At 66.7% G+C, this 16,328-nt stretch carries 15 protein-coding genes; 6 read left to right on the plus strand and 9 right to left on the minus strand.

Going from position 1 to position 16,328, the window contains the following annotated elements; translation table 11 throughout:
* Both ABD378_RS37785 and ABD378_RS37790 read left to right on the plus strand, forming a co-directional pair.
* On the plus strand, nucleotides 1–814 hold an 814-nt coding region (locus ABD378_RS37785), incomplete at its 5' end, for a DMT family transporter (RefSeq protein ID WP_344528807.1).
* 126 nt (nucleotides 815–940) lie between these two features.
* Nucleotides 941–1,786, plus strand: coding sequence for an NAD(P)H-binding protein (locus tag ABD378_RS37790; protein WP_344528809.1), 846 nt, complete (start codon nucleotides 941–943; stop codon nucleotides 1,784–1,786).
* A 218-nt stretch (nucleotides 1,787–2,004) separates the two neighbouring features.
* Here the strand turns inward: ABD378_RS37790 and ABD378_RS37795 are convergent, their stop codons facing one another.
* The 3 genes from ABD378_RS37795 to ABD378_RS37805 form a co-directional block, all read right to left on the minus strand.
* Complete coding sequence (locus ABD378_RS37795; protein WP_344528811.1) at nucleotides 2,005–2,373, minus strand: VOC family protein; 369 nt, start codon at nucleotides 2,371–2,373, stop codon at nucleotides 2,005–2,007.
* Nucleotides 2,374–2,491: 118 nt separating this feature from the next.
* A complete protein-coding gene (locus ABD378_RS37800) occupies nucleotides 2,492–2,614 on the minus strand; it encodes a hypothetical protein (RefSeq protein ID WP_344528813.1) in 123 nt (40 codons plus the stop codon).
* A complete protein-coding gene (locus tag ABD378_RS37805) occupies nucleotides 2,611–3,786 on the minus strand; it encodes a hypothetical protein (protein ID WP_344528815.1) in 1,176 nt (391 codons plus the stop codon). The genes ABD378_RS37800 and ABD378_RS37805 overlap by 4 nt, the downstream gene beginning before the upstream one ends.
* 267 nt (nucleotides 3,787–4,053) lie before the next feature.
* On the opposite strand from ABD378_RS37805, the gene ABD378_RS37810 reads away from it, so the two are divergent.
* From ABD378_RS37810 to ABD378_RS37820, 3 genes are all read left to right on the plus strand, one after another.
* Complete coding sequence (locus tag ABD378_RS37810; protein WP_344528817.1) at nucleotides 4,054–4,539, plus strand: nitroreductase family deazaflavin-dependent oxidoreductase; 486 nt, start codon at nucleotides 4,054–4,056, stop codon at nucleotides 4,537–4,539.
* A 288-nt stretch (nucleotides 4,540–4,827) separates the two neighbouring features.
* Nucleotides 4,828–6,903: an ATP-binding protein gene (locus ABD378_RS37815; RefSeq protein ID WP_344528819.1), complete on the plus strand. Its 2,076-nt coding sequence runs from the start codon at nucleotides 4,828–4,830 to the stop codon at nucleotides 6,901–6,903.
* Between the two features lie 315 nt (nucleotides 6,904–7,218).
* On the plus strand, nucleotides 7,219–7,632 hold the full coding sequence (locus ABD378_RS37820; RefSeq protein ID WP_344528821.1) for a hypothetical protein: 414 nt from the start codon (nucleotides 7,219–7,221) through the stop codon (nucleotides 7,630–7,632).
* A 273-nt stretch (nucleotides 7,633–7,905) separates the two neighbouring features.
* Here ABD378_RS37820 and ABD378_RS37825 read toward each other — a convergent pair whose 3' ends face one another.
* From ABD378_RS37825 to ABD378_RS37840, 4 genes are all read right to left on the minus strand, one after another.
* The gene (locus ABD378_RS37825) at nucleotides 7,906–8,454 is read right to left on the minus strand and encodes a helix-turn-helix domain-containing protein (protein WP_344528823.1); all 549 of its coding nucleotides are present in this window, start codon (nucleotides 8,452–8,454) and stop codon (nucleotides 7,906–7,908) included.
* 308 nt (nucleotides 8,455–8,762) lie between these two features.
* Nucleotides 8,763–9,266 carry a hypothetical protein gene (locus tag ABD378_RS37830; RefSeq protein WP_344528825.1) on the minus strand — a complete coding sequence of 168 codons (504 nt, stop codon included), beginning with the start codon at nucleotides 9,264–9,266 and terminating at the stop codon, nucleotides 8,763–8,765.
* A gap of 78 nt (nucleotides 9,267–9,344) precedes the next feature.
* Complete coding sequence (locus tag ABD378_RS37835; RefSeq protein ID WP_344528827.1) at nucleotides 9,345–12,743, minus strand: RHS repeat-associated core domain-containing protein; 3,399 nt, start codon at nucleotides 12,741–12,743, stop codon at nucleotides 9,345–9,347.
* 745 nt (nucleotides 12,744–13,488) lie between these two features.
* Complete coding sequence (locus tag ABD378_RS37840) at nucleotides 13,489–13,746, minus strand: hypothetical protein (RefSeq protein WP_344528870.1); 258 nt, start codon at nucleotides 13,744–13,746, stop codon at nucleotides 13,489–13,491.
* On the opposite strand from ABD378_RS37840, the gene ABD378_RS37845 reads away from it, so the two are divergent.
* Nucleotides 13,633–13,896 (plus strand): integrase core domain-containing protein, encoded by a 264-nt coding sequence (locus ABD378_RS37845; protein WP_344528829.1) that lies wholly within the window; start codon nucleotides 13,633–13,635, stop codon nucleotides 13,894–13,896. The two genes, ABD378_RS37840 and ABD378_RS37845, sit on opposite strands and share 114 nt — an antisense overlap.
* A gap of 293 nt (nucleotides 13,897–14,189) precedes the next feature.
* On the opposite strand, the gene ABD378_RS37850 is transcribed toward ABD378_RS37845, so the two are convergent.
* On the minus strand, nucleotides 14,190–15,026 hold the full coding sequence (locus tag ABD378_RS37850) for a hypothetical protein (RefSeq protein ID WP_344528831.1): 837 nt from the start codon (nucleotides 15,024–15,026) through the stop codon (nucleotides 14,190–14,192).
* 399 nt (nucleotides 15,027–15,425) lie between these two features.
* Nucleotides 15,426–15,836, minus strand: a complete 411-nt coding sequence (locus ABD378_RS37855) for a hypothetical protein (protein WP_344528833.1) — start codon at nucleotides 15,834–15,836, stop codon at nucleotides 15,426–15,428.
* Between the last annotated feature and the right edge of the window lie 492 nt (nucleotides 15,837–16,328).

Here is a 16,328-nt window from a genome sequence, read left to right on the forward strand (position 1 = left end):
CTTGTGGCTGTTCGGGAGCCGGAAGGCGACGGGGACGGCGCGCGGCGGGTGGCGCGCGGCGATGGCCGGAGTGCTGGGCGTCTTCGCCTACAACGGCTTCTTCTTCTGGGGTCTTTCGCTGGCACCCTCCCTGGACGCCGGGATTCTCATCCCCGTCATGAGCCCGGTGCTCACCAGCGCCTTTCTGCTCGTGACGCGTCGGGAGCACGCCTCGTGGGCGCGAACAGCCGGTCTCGGCCTCGGCCTTGCCGGGGCTGTGGTCTTCTTCCTGGGGGCGGGCGGCAGTTCGCACGGAGGCTCGACGCGACTCGCGGGGGATGCGCTGTTCCTTCTCGCCGCGCTGTGCTGGGCCGCCTACACGCTGGCCGGCCCGCGGGTGCTTGCCGGTATGGAACCGCTACGGGCCACGACGTACACGACCTGCGCGGGGGCAGTGCTGCTCAGTGTGATCGCCGCCCCCGATCTGCCCGAAGTGCGCTGGAGTGAACTGTCGGCCGGCGTCTGGCTGAACCTCGCGTACTTGGCCCTGGGCGCTGCTGCCGTGGCGAACCTCCTCTACTACCGGGGGATCGGGGCAGTGGGCCCCGCACGGGCCTCCCTCATGATGTTCACCGTCCCGGTCATCAACACCCTGTGCGCCACAGTCTTCCTGGGCGAATCCTTCGGTGCGCTGCAGGGAGCGGGTGCGCTCGTGCTGCTCGCGGGTGCCGTACTGGCCGTCACCCAGGGACGGCTGCCGAAGCGCCCGGCCCGGTCAGCGGGGACTCGTCGTACGCGCGAGGCCCGTGAGCCGGAGGGCCATGCGGGGCGGTGATGACCGCCCAGCGGCCGATCACCCGGCTCCCGCAACCAACTCCGTACGCACGGCGCCACACAGACGCACGGCCACACGGACTCACGGCCACACAGACACGCTCACGCAAGGAGACAGCCAACCCTCATGATCCTGGTCACCGATGCCACCGGAAACGTCGGCCGCAACCTCGTGCACGAACTGATCGATGCAGGAGAGAAGGTACGGGCCCTCACCCGCGACCCCGCCGCCACCACCCTGCCCGACAGCGTGGAGATCGTCCCCGGAGACCTCACACGCCCCGAAACCCTGCCCGCCGCCCTGCGGGACGTCGACCGCGCATTCCTGTTCCCCGTCCACGGCGCCCTCGACGGCTTCCTCGCCGGTGCCAAGGCGGCCGGTACGCGGCACATCGTGCTGCTCTCCTCGGATTCCGTCACCTTCCCTCAGCCCGGCTGGATCGGCGAGCAGCATCTCGCCTGCGAACAGGCCGTCGCCGACTCCGGGATGTCCTGGACCTTCGTTCGCCCCACCGTCTTCATGGCCAACGACCTCGGCTGGGCCCCCCGGATCAGGCGCGGCGCAGCCGTACGAGGCGCGTACGGCAGCGCCGCCATGGCCCCGGTCGACGAGCGCGACATCGCCGCGGTCGCCGCACACGCCCTGCTCACCCCGCAACCCGGAAAGGCCTACGAACTCACCGGGCCGCAAGCACTGAGCCAGATCGACCGGGTCCGCATCATCGGCGAGACCCTCGGCGTCCCGGCCCGCTTCGAAGAGGTGCCCCGCGATGACGTCCGCCGTCACCTGCTCGACCACCTTCCGCCTCCTGCCGCCGACTTCCTCCTCGACCAACTCGCCGCCGCCCAGTCGGAACCGACCCCCGTACTGCCGACCACTGAGCAGGTCACGGGGCGCCCCGCCCGCACCTACGCCGAATGGGTCGCCGATCATGCGACCGACTTCGGAGGCAGAGCCTCAAAACGCCTGTAGACGCGCGCCTATCGCCCTCCCTCCCCTACCCCCTACCTTCGGCCCCATCCAGCAAGCACAGACACGCGGGAACCGATGTCCAGGAGCGCTGCGGCGAGCGAGGCCGCGGTGGGCGAACAACACGGCATGGCCGCCCAGTTACCGGGCCCCGCCTGCCGCGATCAGCGCGACGGTGCGGGTGTCGACGCCACGGTCAGCACATACCCCCCGGAACAGCGTCACCCTGCCGGGATCGGCTGAGTGAGGTTCACCGGGTTGCCGTCGGGGTCCAGGATGTGGGCGACGCGCTGTCCCCACGGCATGTCGTTGGGGCCGCCGCGGACCGAGCCGCCCAACGCCACCACTCGGCCGAGCGTCTCGTCGACATCGTCAACACCGATGCTGAGCAGGATCCGCGACGCCGCCCCAGTCCCCGGGTCCTCCTTGGCCACCAGCCCGAGGTCGGTGTCGCCGATGCGCAAGCCGAGGTAGAAGGCCGGGCCTTCCGCCGGTACCCGGAAGATCTCCTCAGCGCCGAACAGTTTCGTATAGAAGCCGAGCAGAACGTCCTGGTCGGCAGTCACGATCACTGGCTGGATGGTGGACATGGCACTCCTGTCGAGAACGGTCGTGTCGCTGGGTAGACCGTTCGAGGACGGTGAACTCATCGGCAAACCGCCCCGCCGGACGATCTACAACACAGACTGCCGCCCACGACGGCCACGCTCACAGCGCCGAGCCAGGCCCCGACCCCGACCCCGACCCCGACCCCGACAGGCCGAACGCCCGGAACACGTAGTCGTCGAGGAGTTCGCCCAACACGTGCAGCGAGGTCACCGCCTCGCTCACGACCTCGTCGGCGAGGCCCGCGACGAAGAGCGCGTCGGCCCAGCCGCCTCGAAATAGCACAACGGAGAGCTCGGCAGGTCAGCCTCGATGGCTGTCGCCGGGAAGGTGCGGCGGACCTCCGCGAAGAGGTGGGGGTATTCGGTGTCATGGGTGACCGCCGCGGCGAGGAGCGCGTCAAGCGCCGCCTTGAGTGGGTCGACGGCGGCAGCATCGAACAGAGCGGCGAGGGCGGCGGCTTGGGGCAATCCGGGGGTTCCGTCGTGCGACCTTGGAACGCGCGCGTCGGAGAACACGGCGTCCCGCAGCCGTCGTGAGTCGTCCAGCGGCGGCGAGAAGGGCTCAACCCGGTCGAGCTCCGCCAGCCCGCGCGCCACCCAGTCGATGTCGCTGAGCCCTGCTGCCACACAGGCGCGGTGCGCGGCCCAGCGGGCGAGCGCGCGCTGGTCCTCGGGACCTGTGGCGTCGATCGCGTGCACGAGTGCGGCATCAAGGCCCACGAGGCGCGGATAGCCCTTGAACCCCCGGAGCTTGTCACGGACATCCCGCAGCCGGTCGCTGGGCAGGCGCCCGCCCCACGCGTCCATCTCCTGTTGCAGCTCGGCATGTTCCTTCTCCTCGCGGGTCCGGCGCTCATCCTCTGCTTGCTCCTCAGAGGTGGGGCCGGGGGGCTGCTCGCGCGCGAACTCGTGCCAATAGGCGGCGGTTCGGCTGGTCTCCTTGACCACACGGTCCGGGGCCGGCGGGCTCGGCCAGAATCGCAGCAGATACTCATCCAGCACGGGCTCGCCCACGTCGCGTACCGCGTCCCTCGCCTCGTCCATGCCCCGGCAGTGGAACCGGACCCGGTACGAGGTCTCGGTGAGCAGGAGCGGATACACGCCGCTCCCCCACTCGGCGAGCACAACCTCGTCCGATACGGGCCGGAACGACACCTCGACGATGTCCTCCCAAACGTCGGCGCCCAGCGGCGGCTCCGTCTCATGCAGCTCGACGGTGATGGGGACGCAGCCCGTATGCATTCCGGTCACCAGAAAGAGATGGCCGGGCACCGCCCCACCGCACAGCCCGGCCCGCTGCCCGGCGAAAGAATCACCGAGGAGGTGGATGTCATCGCTGGAGACATAGACCTGCCCGTAGTCCACCTGCACTTCGCCGCTGAAGAGTGTTCGCATAGATCCAGCGTGCCGCACGGGTCTGACAACGAACGGTTTCCACCAATGGCCACACCCACCCCCACACCCACACCCCAGCGCGCACCCGGAGCCGCAGAACCCGGCGCCCACCCGACGCATCAGCCGGGCCATCGACCCGCACCCAGGCCGAACTACACCATCCTCGAAACCGGCGAGAATCCATCTGCAAGCCACCGGGCTCTTACGAAACACAGCTAGGATTCCAGCCCCATTACCTGTACGCGACGAGACGATGGGGTGGACGCGATGCCTCTTGAGGGCGAGTACGAGCCGAGTCCGGCGCAGTGGGTGCGCGAACAGGTCGAGTTGTACGAGAGTTCGGGCGGCACGCAAGGGGCGACGCTCTGGGACACGGGCCTGCCCGTTGTCATTCTCACGACGCGCGGCGCGAAGAGCGGCAAGATCCGCAAGATCCCGCTGATGCGCGTGGAGCACGAAGGGCGGTACGCGGCCGTGGCCTCGAAGGGCGGCTTCCCGCGTCACCCGGTCTGGTACTTCAACGTCAAGTCCGACCCGCACGTGGAACTCCAGGACGGGTCCGTACGCCGGGACATGACGGCCCGTGAGATCACAGGGGACGAGAAGGCCGAGTGGTGGGAGCGTGCGGTCGCCGCGTATCCGCCGTACGCCGAGTACCAGGAGAAGACCGACCGCGTGATCCCCGTCTTCGTGCTGGAGCCCGCGTCCGCGACAGGGGCGGCGGACGCCCCACCGTCGTCGACGAGATCCTGACCCGCGCGGTCCGCAACATGGCTGCCCAACAGGCCGAAGGGTGAGCCCCCGCGCCCGAACACGAACCCGAACACGAAGTAGAGGAGTTCGGTCCCCACACGAGTCGTGATCCTTGGGCACCCCGAAGCATGGGCACCCCGAAGCATGCGATTACGGAGACACTCATGCGCAAAGCCCTCAAAGAGGGTCGGAAATCTTTCATCCTCTCTGGACCCCTGCTTCGGGGGGCTCTGCGCGAGTAGGTTCTCTGCCGAGTGTTCCGCGCATATCCCCTGGTGTGAGGTGCTGGTGTTCGGCAAGCTGCCTGTGGAGGAGACGAGCTTCATCGGCCGCCGTCACGAGTTGTCCGTGCTGCGCAAAGCCCGAACCCGTTCCCGACTGGTGACCCTGATGGGGACCGGAGGGGTCGGCAAGACCCGTATCGCCGTGCGCGCAGCCGCAGAAGCGGCGAACGAGTTCGAGGACGGGGTGTGGTTCATCGAACTCTCAGGGGTGCGGCACAGCGAGCTGTTGGTGCATGCGGTTGCCGCGGCGATCGGTGTCACCGACCACACGACACGGTCCCAGGAAGAGGCACTGACCGATCACCTGGAGGACAAACGACTGTTGCTGGTCCTCGACACCTGCGAGCACCTCGTGGAAGCCTGCGCGGACCTGGCTGTAATGCTGCTGCGCGCCGCCCCCCGTCTCCACGTCCTTGCCACCAGTCGACAGCCCTTTCCCCTTCAGGACGCACAGCAGTTCCTGGTCGAGCCGATGCCGGTCCTGGACGAGGCGGTGGCGCTCTTCGCGCAGCGCGCCCGCGCGGCGCGTCCTGGCTTCGCACTCACCGAGAGCAACCGGACAGCCGTGGAGCGGATCTGTGCGCGGCTCGACGGTATCCCGCTCGCGATCGAGCTCGCGGCGGGACGACTGCGGACCGAGCCTCTCGACACGGTGGGCAGCCGTCTTGAGGATCGCTTCCAGTTCCTCGTCGAGGACGCCGGAAGGGTAGATCCGAAGGCAGCAACGCCCGGTGGGACGAGCCGGCACAGTACGCTCCGTACGGCCATCGGGTGGAGTCATGAGCTGTGTCAGCCGCACGAACGGTTGCTGTGGGCTCGGCTCTCCGTGTTCGCCGGGGACTTCTCCCTCGACGCCGCCCAGCAGGTGTGCGGTCACGCTCCTCTGGGCAAAGCGGAGATCGCTGATCTACTTGCCGGGCTCGTCACAAAATCTCTGCTCGTCCGCGACAAGTGGCCGGACGGCGAGCGCTTTCGCCAGCTCGACACCGTGCGGGCCTACGGAGGCGAATGGCTGCGGCGTCTCGGTGAGGAACAGCCGCAGCAGAGCCATCATCTCGCCTGGTGCCAGGCGTTCGCCGAGCAGGGCGAGCGGGCTTGGTTCGGCCCCGGCCAGGCCGCTGTCTTCCACTCCGCCCGGCGCGAGCACACCCAGATCTTCAGGGCCCTCGACTACGCCCTGTCCACGCCCGGCCAGGAAGAGGCTGGACTGCGGCTAGCCGGGACGCTCTGGTTCTACTGGGTCGGCTGCGGGCTGTTGGGCGATGGCCGGTACTGGCTGGACAGGGCCCTCGCGGCTACCTCCCGCCTCATTCCTGATCGGCTCAAGGCCCTTTGGGTCACCGGATACGTGGCCATTCTCCAAGGCGACTCGACGGTGGCCGTGACCATGCTCGAAGACTGCCGAGCCCAGGCACTGCGTATCGACGACGACGCCGCGTACGCATACGCCACCCACAGGCTCGGCTGTGCCGCGCTGATCCGTGATGAACACGTCGTGGCACAGAAGTACTTCGAAACCGCCCTCGCCCGATACGCGTCCCTGGGGGAACTCAACAGCAACGTCTTGATGGCCCGGATCGAGCTGGCCATGGCATTCGCCTTCCAGGGCGATCTCGAGCGCGCCCTCGAAGTCTGCGAACAGGCCCGCCACATCTGCGATGTGCACGGCGAGCGCTGGGGCAAGGCGTACGTGCTGTATGTCCTCTCCTTCGCAGCGTGGTCCCGGGGGCAGCGTGACGAGGCCGAGGAGCTGGCGCGGGAGAGCCTCTCGATCAACTACGAATTCCACGACCTTGTCGGCGTGGTCCTGCCCATTGAATTCATCGCCCTGCTCCGCGCGACCAGCGGCCACAGCCACCAAGCCGCCATGCTTCAAGGGGCGGCCCACCAGATCTGGCGCAGGGTCGGTCTTCCCCTCTTCGGCTCCGCGCACTTCAACGCTCCGCACGATGCCGCCCTCATCCTCGGCCGCAAGGAACTGGGACAGAAGGACTACGACAGGGCCTTCGCGCGCGGCACCAAGCTCAGTCTCGACCAAACCGTCGCCTTGGCACTGGACCTGGCACCCAAGCGGCTCTGAACCATGCCAGGTACCTGCGTACCTGCATACGGCAGAGACACGGCCTGGCCGTACACCTCTGTGCCCAAGCCTCACGGAGAAGCGGTCTGAACCGTTCCGGGTTCAGGCACTCCGGCAGGGGGTTCCGGGCACGTTGGCACTGGGAGTTGGTGGGCACCGGAAAGGATGGAGATTCCCGCTTTTCGACCCGCGCCCATGGACGACGAAGTCTTGTCCCGTAACGATCACGAAGTCGGTTGGGACCCGAGCCCACACGCGGGTGACTGAGTCCTGATGACAGGATGATTGCCCCGACGATCCTGAGGGGCCACGTCCGTGCACACGCCTGCCGACTACCTCGAACTGGCGCGCACTGAGCACGACAGCGCCGTTCTGCATCGACTCGCGCGTTGTCCGTACCCCTTCGTCTGGCAGGCGCTGGCCGCCAATCCCTCCACGTCGCCTGGGACTCTGCTGGAGCTGAGCACGGCCCAAGACAGTGCCTGGAACGACAACAGGCTGCTTTGCCTGCTGGCGAAGCATCCGGGCGCGGACCGCTCAGTGCTGCGAGCTGTCCGTGACGCCGTGGCGGCGAAGCTCGCCGAGGGCGAACGGCCCTATGCCGCTGTGCTCGCGCTGGCAGGACGGACGGAACTCGCGGCGGCAGAAGTGCGGCAACTCGGGGCTCTTCGTGGAGCTTCTGCGCGTCTGCGTAGTCGGCTGGACCGGCACCTACAGCTCCGCACCTGATCCCTTGATGTGACTGCAGTGATCACTGCAGTCGGAGCTTGTGGGTACCCGTAACCCGGCCGCCCTATGCAACCTGCGCGTATTCGTTCTCGGCGGCATCCGCCGATCCAGCGCTCGATGTAGGCGTTCGCCCTCGGGCCCCGGACTGGAGTGAGCAATATCTAGATGGCCTCGGATGCGAGGTCGACGTCGAAGGCGTCGGTGAACTTGGCGTCTCTGTCCCGGATCAGGTACCTCACTTGGTCAACGCGGTCGTCCAGTGCCATGAGGAGGTCACGGGCCTGCTGGACTGCCCAGTGGCCGGTCGGGTGGGCCGTGACACCCAGGAGGTGTACTTGGTGGACCCGAGCGTCGCGGTGCCGGGTCGATCCCGGCATTCTTCAGGATCACCCAGACCGTGGAGGCGCCGACCGGGCGTCCCAGGCAGGCGAGTTCGCCGGCGATCCTGCGGTATCCCCAGTGCCGGTTCTCCGCGGCCATTCGTAGCACCAGCTCCCGTACGGTGGGGCCGGTCGGTGGTCGGCCTGGGCTTCGCCGTTTGTAGATCCAGCCGCGCTTGACCAGGTCGGAGTGCCAGCGCAGCAGCGTGCCCGGGGTGACGAACAGGTGCCCTCGTAGGGTCTTGGGCAGCAGCCGGGCCCGTGCCGCGATCACTGCCCGGTCCGCCCACGAGGGGTGTGGGCAGACGATCTGACGGCGGAGGACGGCGAGCTGGTGCCGCAGTACGAGTATCTCCGCGTTCTTGGAAGCCTCCGATCGCGCCAGCAGCGCAATCCACCCCAAGATCTTCAGCAAGGTCAGGCACAGCAGTCGCAGAGCCATGCCCCAGGATCTCGCCCTGCCCGGCCTTGACCGCAAGGCCAGGTCAGCAGGGGTAGCCGAGTTTTAGGCACCCACAGGTTGCGCTGTCAATGCGCGAACCATGCGCGCCAAGCGCAACGCGATGGACGCAGACGCTTCATGGGCCGGCCCGTCGCCCACATCCATGCGACGGGCTTCACCGTGCTCGCCCTGACGCGGTGCGGCCGACCGCGGAAGGGCAGAGCGTGAGACCTGCGAGCGGGCACAAGGGCGAGCTGCGTCCGCCCAGCCATCCTCGGTGTGGGAGTGATCGGCAAGCCAGGGCGAGGTCAGTGGTGCTGCCGCTGCTGCATCCAATGGGCGACGTCGTGTCGATGCGTCATCGGCACCAAGGCGTTTATCCTGACGCCCGATTCTGTTTCGATGGCAAGGGTCTTTCCCTGACGAAAGCTGATCCGCTCGCCTACGTACAGGTCCCCTCTCGGGCGTCCTGTGAAGATGGAGCGCGGCTGAAGGAGCAGACGCCGGTCGGTCAACGCCACGGCGAACTCCTCACCGAGCAGGGGGTAGGGAAGTCGCCCAACTCTCCTGCGCACTGGCAGGGACAGCCGCACTCTCTCGCCTTGCGGCACGTGCTTCCGGATGTCTCGTGCAGCGGACCGCAGCAGCAGGATGTTCGCCGCATAAAGAACGATGATGAAGGATGCGTTCCAGACTGCGGCCGTAGAGAAAGCCCATCCGGCGATCCATGGGGTGGAGATGATGGCGATCGCTACAACGAGCATCGACAGTCGGGCGGAGCCAATTGCAATGCCTCTGGCGGCGGATTTCATTCCGTTCCCTTGGGTCGGTGCGCGGACCGGTGTGCTGTGCCTCCCCAGAAATAGGCGGGAGGCACAGCACGGGACGCCTTAGTTAATGTAGTAGATCGGTCGGAGGCCTGGTGCCCACGGTCCGAGGAGGCCACCGGTAATGCCTCCGGCGAGGCCTTCGACGGGGCTTTGGCCCAGGGCCTTGTTCATTCCGGCACCGGCCGCGCCGCCCCAGAGGGCTCCGGTGACGGCTCCTGCGAAGAGGCAGGCTGCTCCCGCGGTTGCGCCGCAGGCGGCTCCGACGGCTACCACTGCCGCACCACCAACGACGACGCCTACGGCTGTGCTTGCTACCGACTTGGCCCAGCCGGGGACGCCCCATAGCCCGCTGGGATCGATCATGTTGGCGGGGTCGCCTGAGGCGTACAGGTAGGGGTTGGCCTCGAGGCCTGACGGGTCTTGCTGGGTGAAGCGTCCGGTACGGGGGTCCATGTAGCGGGCGGAGAGGTGGTAGAGGCCGGTGGGGTCCTGGTAGCCGCCGGCGAAGCGGTGGGGCTGGGGGACCTTTTCAGTGGGGGTGGTGACGCCGCGGGGACTGTAGTAGTAGGTGTTGACCTTCGCGCCCTGGTCGTCGACAACTGCCCTGGTGGATCCGAGTGCGTCGGTGAGGTAGTAGTACGTGCTCTCGGAACGCGTCGGGGTTTCGGTGCGGAAAGAGTTGATCTTTCCGTTGGGTTCGTGGGTGAAGTCCATGTCCACGCCGCCGGTGGTCTTGGAGGAGAGCCCGACGGGGCCGTGGTGGAACGTGGTGTCACCGAACTGGACGCGCTCGGAGTTGTCGGTGCTCGCGTAGCGGCCCTTGAACTCCTTGCCGCCCTGGGTGAGGGCGGTGAGCTGAGAGTGGTCGCTCCACGTACCGCTGGTGCGGGCGCTCTCCGCGGTCGGGGCGCCTGCGGTTTCGTTGCCGGCCTTGTCGTAGGACCAGCCGCTGGTGTCACCGTTCTTGCCGGTGATCTGGGAGGCATCGTTGTAGTCGTAGGTGGCACCGCCGGGGCAGCCCGCCGCGGTGCCCTGGGAGGTGAGGTTGCCGGCCTTGTCGTAGCAGTACAGCCAGCTGTTGCTGGTGGCGGAGCCCTTCGTCTCCTTGGTGAACGTCAAACGCCCGGCGGAGTCGTAGGTGTAGGTGCGCTTGAGGTTGTCGACGGCGTCGGTCTCGCTGCGGATCTGGGTGCCGTCCTTGGTGACCCCACCGCTGGTGTACGCATAGTCGTAGGCGAGGTCGACCAGAGTGCCCTGGGCGGAGGTTGCCTTGATCCGCTCGGGCCGGTTGGCCTTGTCGCGGGTGACAGTCTCCACAGTGCCGCCGGGGAAACTGGTCTTGATGCGGGCGTCGTTGGCGTTGTACTCGTAGCCGGTCTTCTTGCCCTGCGCGTCTGTCAGCGAGACCAGCCGGTTCACCTTGTCGTAGGTGTACTTCACGCTGCCGGCCGGGTCGGTGTAGGACTCGACGTTGCCCTCGGCGGTGTAGGCCAGCACGGTCTGTGAACCGTCCTGCAGCGTGCGCACCGTCTCCCTTGAGAGCGGGTCGAAGTCGTACTTTGTCACTCCGGTGGAGTCCGAGCGCTGCTTGAGGTTGCCGTCACCGTCGTAGGCGTAGGTCACCGTGGTGTTGGTGGTGGAGACCTTGGTGATGCGGTCTCGGTTGTCGTACACGAACACGGACTTGATGCCGCGCCCGTCCACGGCGGTTTCCGCACGGCCCAAGTGGTCGTAGGTGTACGTGGTTTCACCCAGCGGGCCCGGTGGGGTGACTCTGGTGAGGTTGCCCTTGGCGTCGTAATGGAACTTGGTGGCCTTGCCGTTGGCGTCCTTCACCTCGCACCGTTGGCCCTTGAAGCCACCGCAGGTGGCATCCGCGGGGTTGTAGGTGAAGGTGCGGGAGCCGCCCTCGGCGCCGGCGACGGTCTCTTTGGTGGTGTTGCCGGCGTCGTCGTAGGTGTAGTCGACGACCGCCCCGTCAGCAGAGGTGATCTTGCCCGGGACGTCGGCACCGGCGATGGTCTTGTATCCGGTCAGCGACGACGTGGCGCCGGTGGGGAGCTTAAGCGACGTTGCGTTGGAACGAGCGTCCCAGCCGTAGGCGGTGACGTTGCCCGGGGTGCCGCCTACGCCCATGGCGTCGACGGCCGTCTCGAGGTTGAGGTTGGCGTCGTAGGTCCGCCCCCGGTTCTTGCCGAGGGCGTCGGTGACCTTGGTGATCTCACCGTTCGCGGCGTGTGCGTAGGTGGTGGTGTTCCCGGCCGGGTCGGTGGCCTTGGTGGTGCCCGCCCTGCCCTCGTCGGTGGTGTAGGCGTAGGTGTAGGTCGGCCCGGTCTCGCCGGAGCCGTCGAAGGCGGTGGCACGCTTCATCGAGGTGACGCGGTTGTCGCCGTCGTAGGTGAAGACGGTGACCCGCCCCTCCGGGGTAGTGATCTTCGTCAGGCGCCGGTCGGTGTCGTAGCCGAACTCGGTGGCCTTGCCCTCGGTATCGGTGACCTTCGTCAGGTCACCGGCCCCGTTGAGGTCGTAGACCACGGTGCGGCCGGCGTTGTCCTTGGCCTGCCACTGCGACGCATCATTCTTGACCAGGTCGATGAAGCGGCCCGAGCGTTCGTCAGTGAGCTTGAAGCCCGTGTGCTCGGTGCCGGTGTCGTGCTGCTCGACGAGGATGTCACCCTTGTTGCGGTCGGTGACCTTGAGCAGGGTTCCCGATGCGCTGTAGGTGTCCTTGCTGCCCGAGCCGCGCTCGGTGACCGTGTACGCGCCGTTGTCCGTCTTCTTCAGATCCAGGCGGTAGCCCTTGGCGGTGGTGTAGGTGCCGTCGGCCTTCTTCGTGAACGTGACCGCGCCAGCGGTCGCGTCGTACAACACCACCTGGTCGGCCTCAACTTGCAGGTACCGCTCGTAGTTCTGCCACCAGCGCTGCGACACCTTCCCCCAGGGCGCTTCCAGGGAGTTGTAGGTGCGGGACAGCTGCAGCGACTGGCCGACTCCGGCGACCTGCAGATCGGTGCCGGCGAGCATCAGGTTGCCGGTGGAATAGTTGATGCGGGCCACCAGAGAGTCCGTGACTCGGACATCAGAAATCTGGTGATAGGGGACCTCACCCTGCCCCTTGGGCACCACTGCGGCAACGGCTTTCGCGGCCTTCTCGCGCTTGCCCGTTGCGGTCCCGGCGCGTTCCTTCTGCGCCGCCCGCCACGCGGCCACCTCGTCCGACGGCTGCTTCTGCGCCACCAGCTTTGGTGCCTGGGTCTTGCCGACCTTGACGGGCGGCACCTTTGCCTTGTCGCGGTCCTTGCCCCAGGCCGACACCGGCTTGTCGGGGTCGTTCGGTGCCGCCGTGGCCGCCGGGATCGCCCCCGCCGCAAGGGCGCCCGCGACCAAGACCGCGATCGCGGAGCCTCTGGCGCTGATCTGTGTGCGTCTGAGCCGTGTTCCTGTGGTGCGTGAAGACATGCTTCTCCTCAGGACATACGAAGTCCCAGCGACCCCCACGGTCACTGGGCCCACGGAGCAAAACACGGCCCCCATGGAATCGCACGTACGTTCCTGGCGGTTGTGACGCCTTCAAGCCCCGTTCTCAGCTGCCGGCAAACCGGTTGGTCGCTTCGGGAGCGATTACCTGCAACTCGAGAGCGGACTCCTGAGTTCCGGAGCTCCGAAAGGGAACCGGAACCGGATGTCTCTGAGCACGGCTGTGCAACTTCCTTGCCGTGCTGGGACTCGACGTAGACCAACCTGCGGACCGGAGGCGGGGATTCGCTGAAGGCGGCGTCACACGCGGCTCGGGCCTGGCGTCACCGGGATGCTCACGCGATCCTTTTCTGCCGAGCAGATATCACAGAGTGTTGACCTTTGACCCACGTTCATGCAACTAAACGTGACGCAAACAAGCCCTTAACTGCACCGCTCCCGCAAGCCGTGCGGCGGGCGATGGGCCTGAGCAGGCGAGCCACACCAGCGCCCGCTCGATGGCCAAGCACTACGAAACCCGCTTCAGCGTGGCTTGCTTGGTGGCAGCGAAACCCGGGCCTCCTGAAGCGGGCTACAACCGCCCAAGGCCACGTAGCCCGTACTGTCTGAGCCGCGGCTTGCCCCTGCCGTTGAGCCCCTGCGAAGAAGTCCCCGGCAGCGGCAGAGGGTTGGCAGTCTGTCCAGGCGAGGCCAACGGGGCAGAGTTGCGTCGGATGTCACATGACCGTCACCCCGTGTACCTCTTATTGTTGCGGGTCATGACGTTGGTGACGGCGCGTAGTGGTGGGTAAGCAAGCACACCGACGCCTTCGACGCCGTCTTCGAGGCTGAAGGCGTCGCCGTGCTGCAAAGTGCACCCCAAGCGCCGCGCATGAACGCCCACTGCGAGCGCGTCATCGGCACGATCCGACGAGAGGCGCCCGACCACGTCCTGGTCATGAACGAGGCCCACGCCCGACGCGTCCCCGCCGAATTCCAGGAGCACTACAACTCCCACCGGCCACACAGGTCGCGAGACCAACGGCCACCTGAAGCCCCGGAAGCGCCACCAGTCCTACCCCCGGGCACGCCGCGCAAGCTCCTGCGCACACCTATCCTCGGCGGAGTCATCAACCCATACCAGTACGCGGCTTAACCTGCGGCGATGACTTTTCGAGCCCCACAGGATCGTCTGGTCCTGTCTGTGCGCCGTGTTCGAGACGATCGCTTTCGTCAACAAGCTGGAGGGCGACACCCTGAGCAAGAACGAAGGACCGGCGAAATGCGGCTCGCGCGGTGACGGAAGCCGATTCCGGAGTCAGTAGGTCGGGCCACTGACCACACAGCAGTCCGCCGTTTCGGCGGTCGCGGTGCGGAGCGGATCCCGGCGAGCGTCAGCCGGAGATCCGCTCCCGACGCGTCACCCCTGAGTCTCTGTACGTGGCGGTGTCACTGGGCCGCGAGGACCTCTTCCGCCATCTCGTAATCCGTGACCGCTCCCGGTGGGGTGGCCACGCGGAAGGGCTTGCCGAATTCGCTGAACGACTCGTCGAGATCCTTGGCCGGGTACGTGACCCGCAGAAGGAACGGAGGGCCCTCGGCGGCTATGTGGAACTCCAACGGTCCCCCTTCCCACTTATACGTGATCTTGGTGATGGGCTTCCCCTGCATCGTCCCCGGCCGTTGCGTCGGGGACGCCTCGGAGAGTTCGTCCAGGGAGGGCATCCGTTTCTCCAGCCAGGTCCGCCGGGTCTTCGACGCACACATGTCACGCATGACCTCGTAGACGCTGGCGTTGCGCTTCACCCACCGGTCAGCCATCACCTCTACCCGTACGGGGTCGTCCTTGGCTTCGGCCGACAGCATGAGAGCTTCTTTGCTACCTCGCGTGTAGAGCGCGGATGCGGTCACAACGAAGTCGAGGGACCCGGTGCCTTTTCGGGCGTGGGTCTCACACTCCGCTCTGCCACCACGCACCGCGCTGCTCATGACAGTTGTGCCCTCGGTCTTCATCCGCCGGGTCGAGCTGAGGTAGTCCTGGTCGAGCGTCACCTCGAGCGCCTTTTCGATGAGTCTGGCGGCTCGGGCGCCGCGCGACCCGGCATTGTCCGATGACGCGGACGCGCTGGCTACCGGCCGCTTCGAGCTGCCGTCCTCAACATTCTCCTTCGCATCGGCGGCGCCGGAACCGCATCCGGCCAGTGCGATGAGTGCGGCGGCCGCAGCTGCGGTGATTGCCGTTGATCTTCGGGCACGCCGGAGTGGCGTGCCGGTGATGATTGACATCGAGTTCCCCCCTGGGAGCACAACAGATGGTGGAGCCATGATCCACCGTCAGTGGCGGTTCATGCTCTGCGGGGCCTTCACGCGGCAGCTGTCGTGTTTCAAGCAGGCCAGCGAATTCCGTCGGTTCGGCAGAACTTCCGGCGTCTGTTTCGCTCTCGCACCTCCAGGGCTGACCGCTCTCATCCAATCGAGTCGTTTACTCAACGAACCGAGTCGTTTCGCCTTCGTCTCAGTGAACCTAGTCGTAGTAGGTGATCGCGCTGGGGGTGCTGGGTGGCTGTACCGGCTGGGGTTGAACTTGCGGGGCCGTACGTCGATTTGTCGTAAGTAGACGCCGTACGCGAGCGACAACAGCGCCCGCTGTTGGGCCAGCAGAGCCTGCCCAGAGCAGTTGAAGAGCTACCTATCGATGTCTACTGGAACCCCGCGGAGTTGCAGCCGGGTCGTCAGAAGCTCCATTTCCGACAGGGTGCCCACCACACCGTCGTGGCTCAGTCGCTCGACCAGCTCGCGAGCCTGAGACAACGACACGGCCGAGACCTCGCGAAAGACCTTCATAGCCGGGACAAGACTCGCCACCGGCCCGGCCAACCGCAGTTTGGCGGGACCATGCGCTGCGAGCAGGGCCTCCCGCACATCGTCGGGAGCTGTCCCCGGCCCAGCTTGTTCGCACAGATAAGTGCCGCAGCTGTCGCAAGAGAACTCAGCATCCCACCACAACTCACCGTGGTTGATGAACTGGTTCACCTGCCGCACCGCCACGCTGCCGCACTCACAGAGCGACGCAATCTTCGCTGTCTGGCCGCTCACATGGGCTCCTTACGTCCTGCTCCTGCCGTCGTGATCTTCTCGCGGCCGGAGAACTCGGTGCGACTGAATTCGAGAAAGAGCGCGGCCAGCCCGTGGACCCAGCAAACGGTCAAGAACACTAGTCAGAGGTCACGCACAGGCAAATCGCCGCCCCTCAACCGTCTCATCCAATCCAGTCCGCGCAGGTCAGCGCGAGCCAGCCGACTAATTTCGTTGCGACGGGTCAAGGGCCAGGCGCGCTGTATTCGCCGTGGGGTGGCGCGGGTTCTCCGCCTGGTCCGCAAACCACCCCCTGACCGAGACGATGTAGCAGAACGCCAGGAGACTCGAACCAGGGCGAGGCCGCCCGTCGGGGCGCGACGCTAGCCAGCCGCGGTGTGCATGGTCCGCGCCATGCTGAATCGCAATTCTCCGGCCGACCTGAGTCGCACCCTTGAGGCCAAGGCCATACGACGGCCGCGGAACTCTGCTCTGCACCCCAGGGACAGCAAG

Source organism: Streptomyces rectiviolaceus, assembly GCF_039533825.1.
Taxonomy (GTDB): domain Bacteria; phylum Actinomycetota; class Actinomycetes; order Streptomycetales; family Streptomycetaceae; genus Streptomyces; species Streptomyces rectiviolaceus.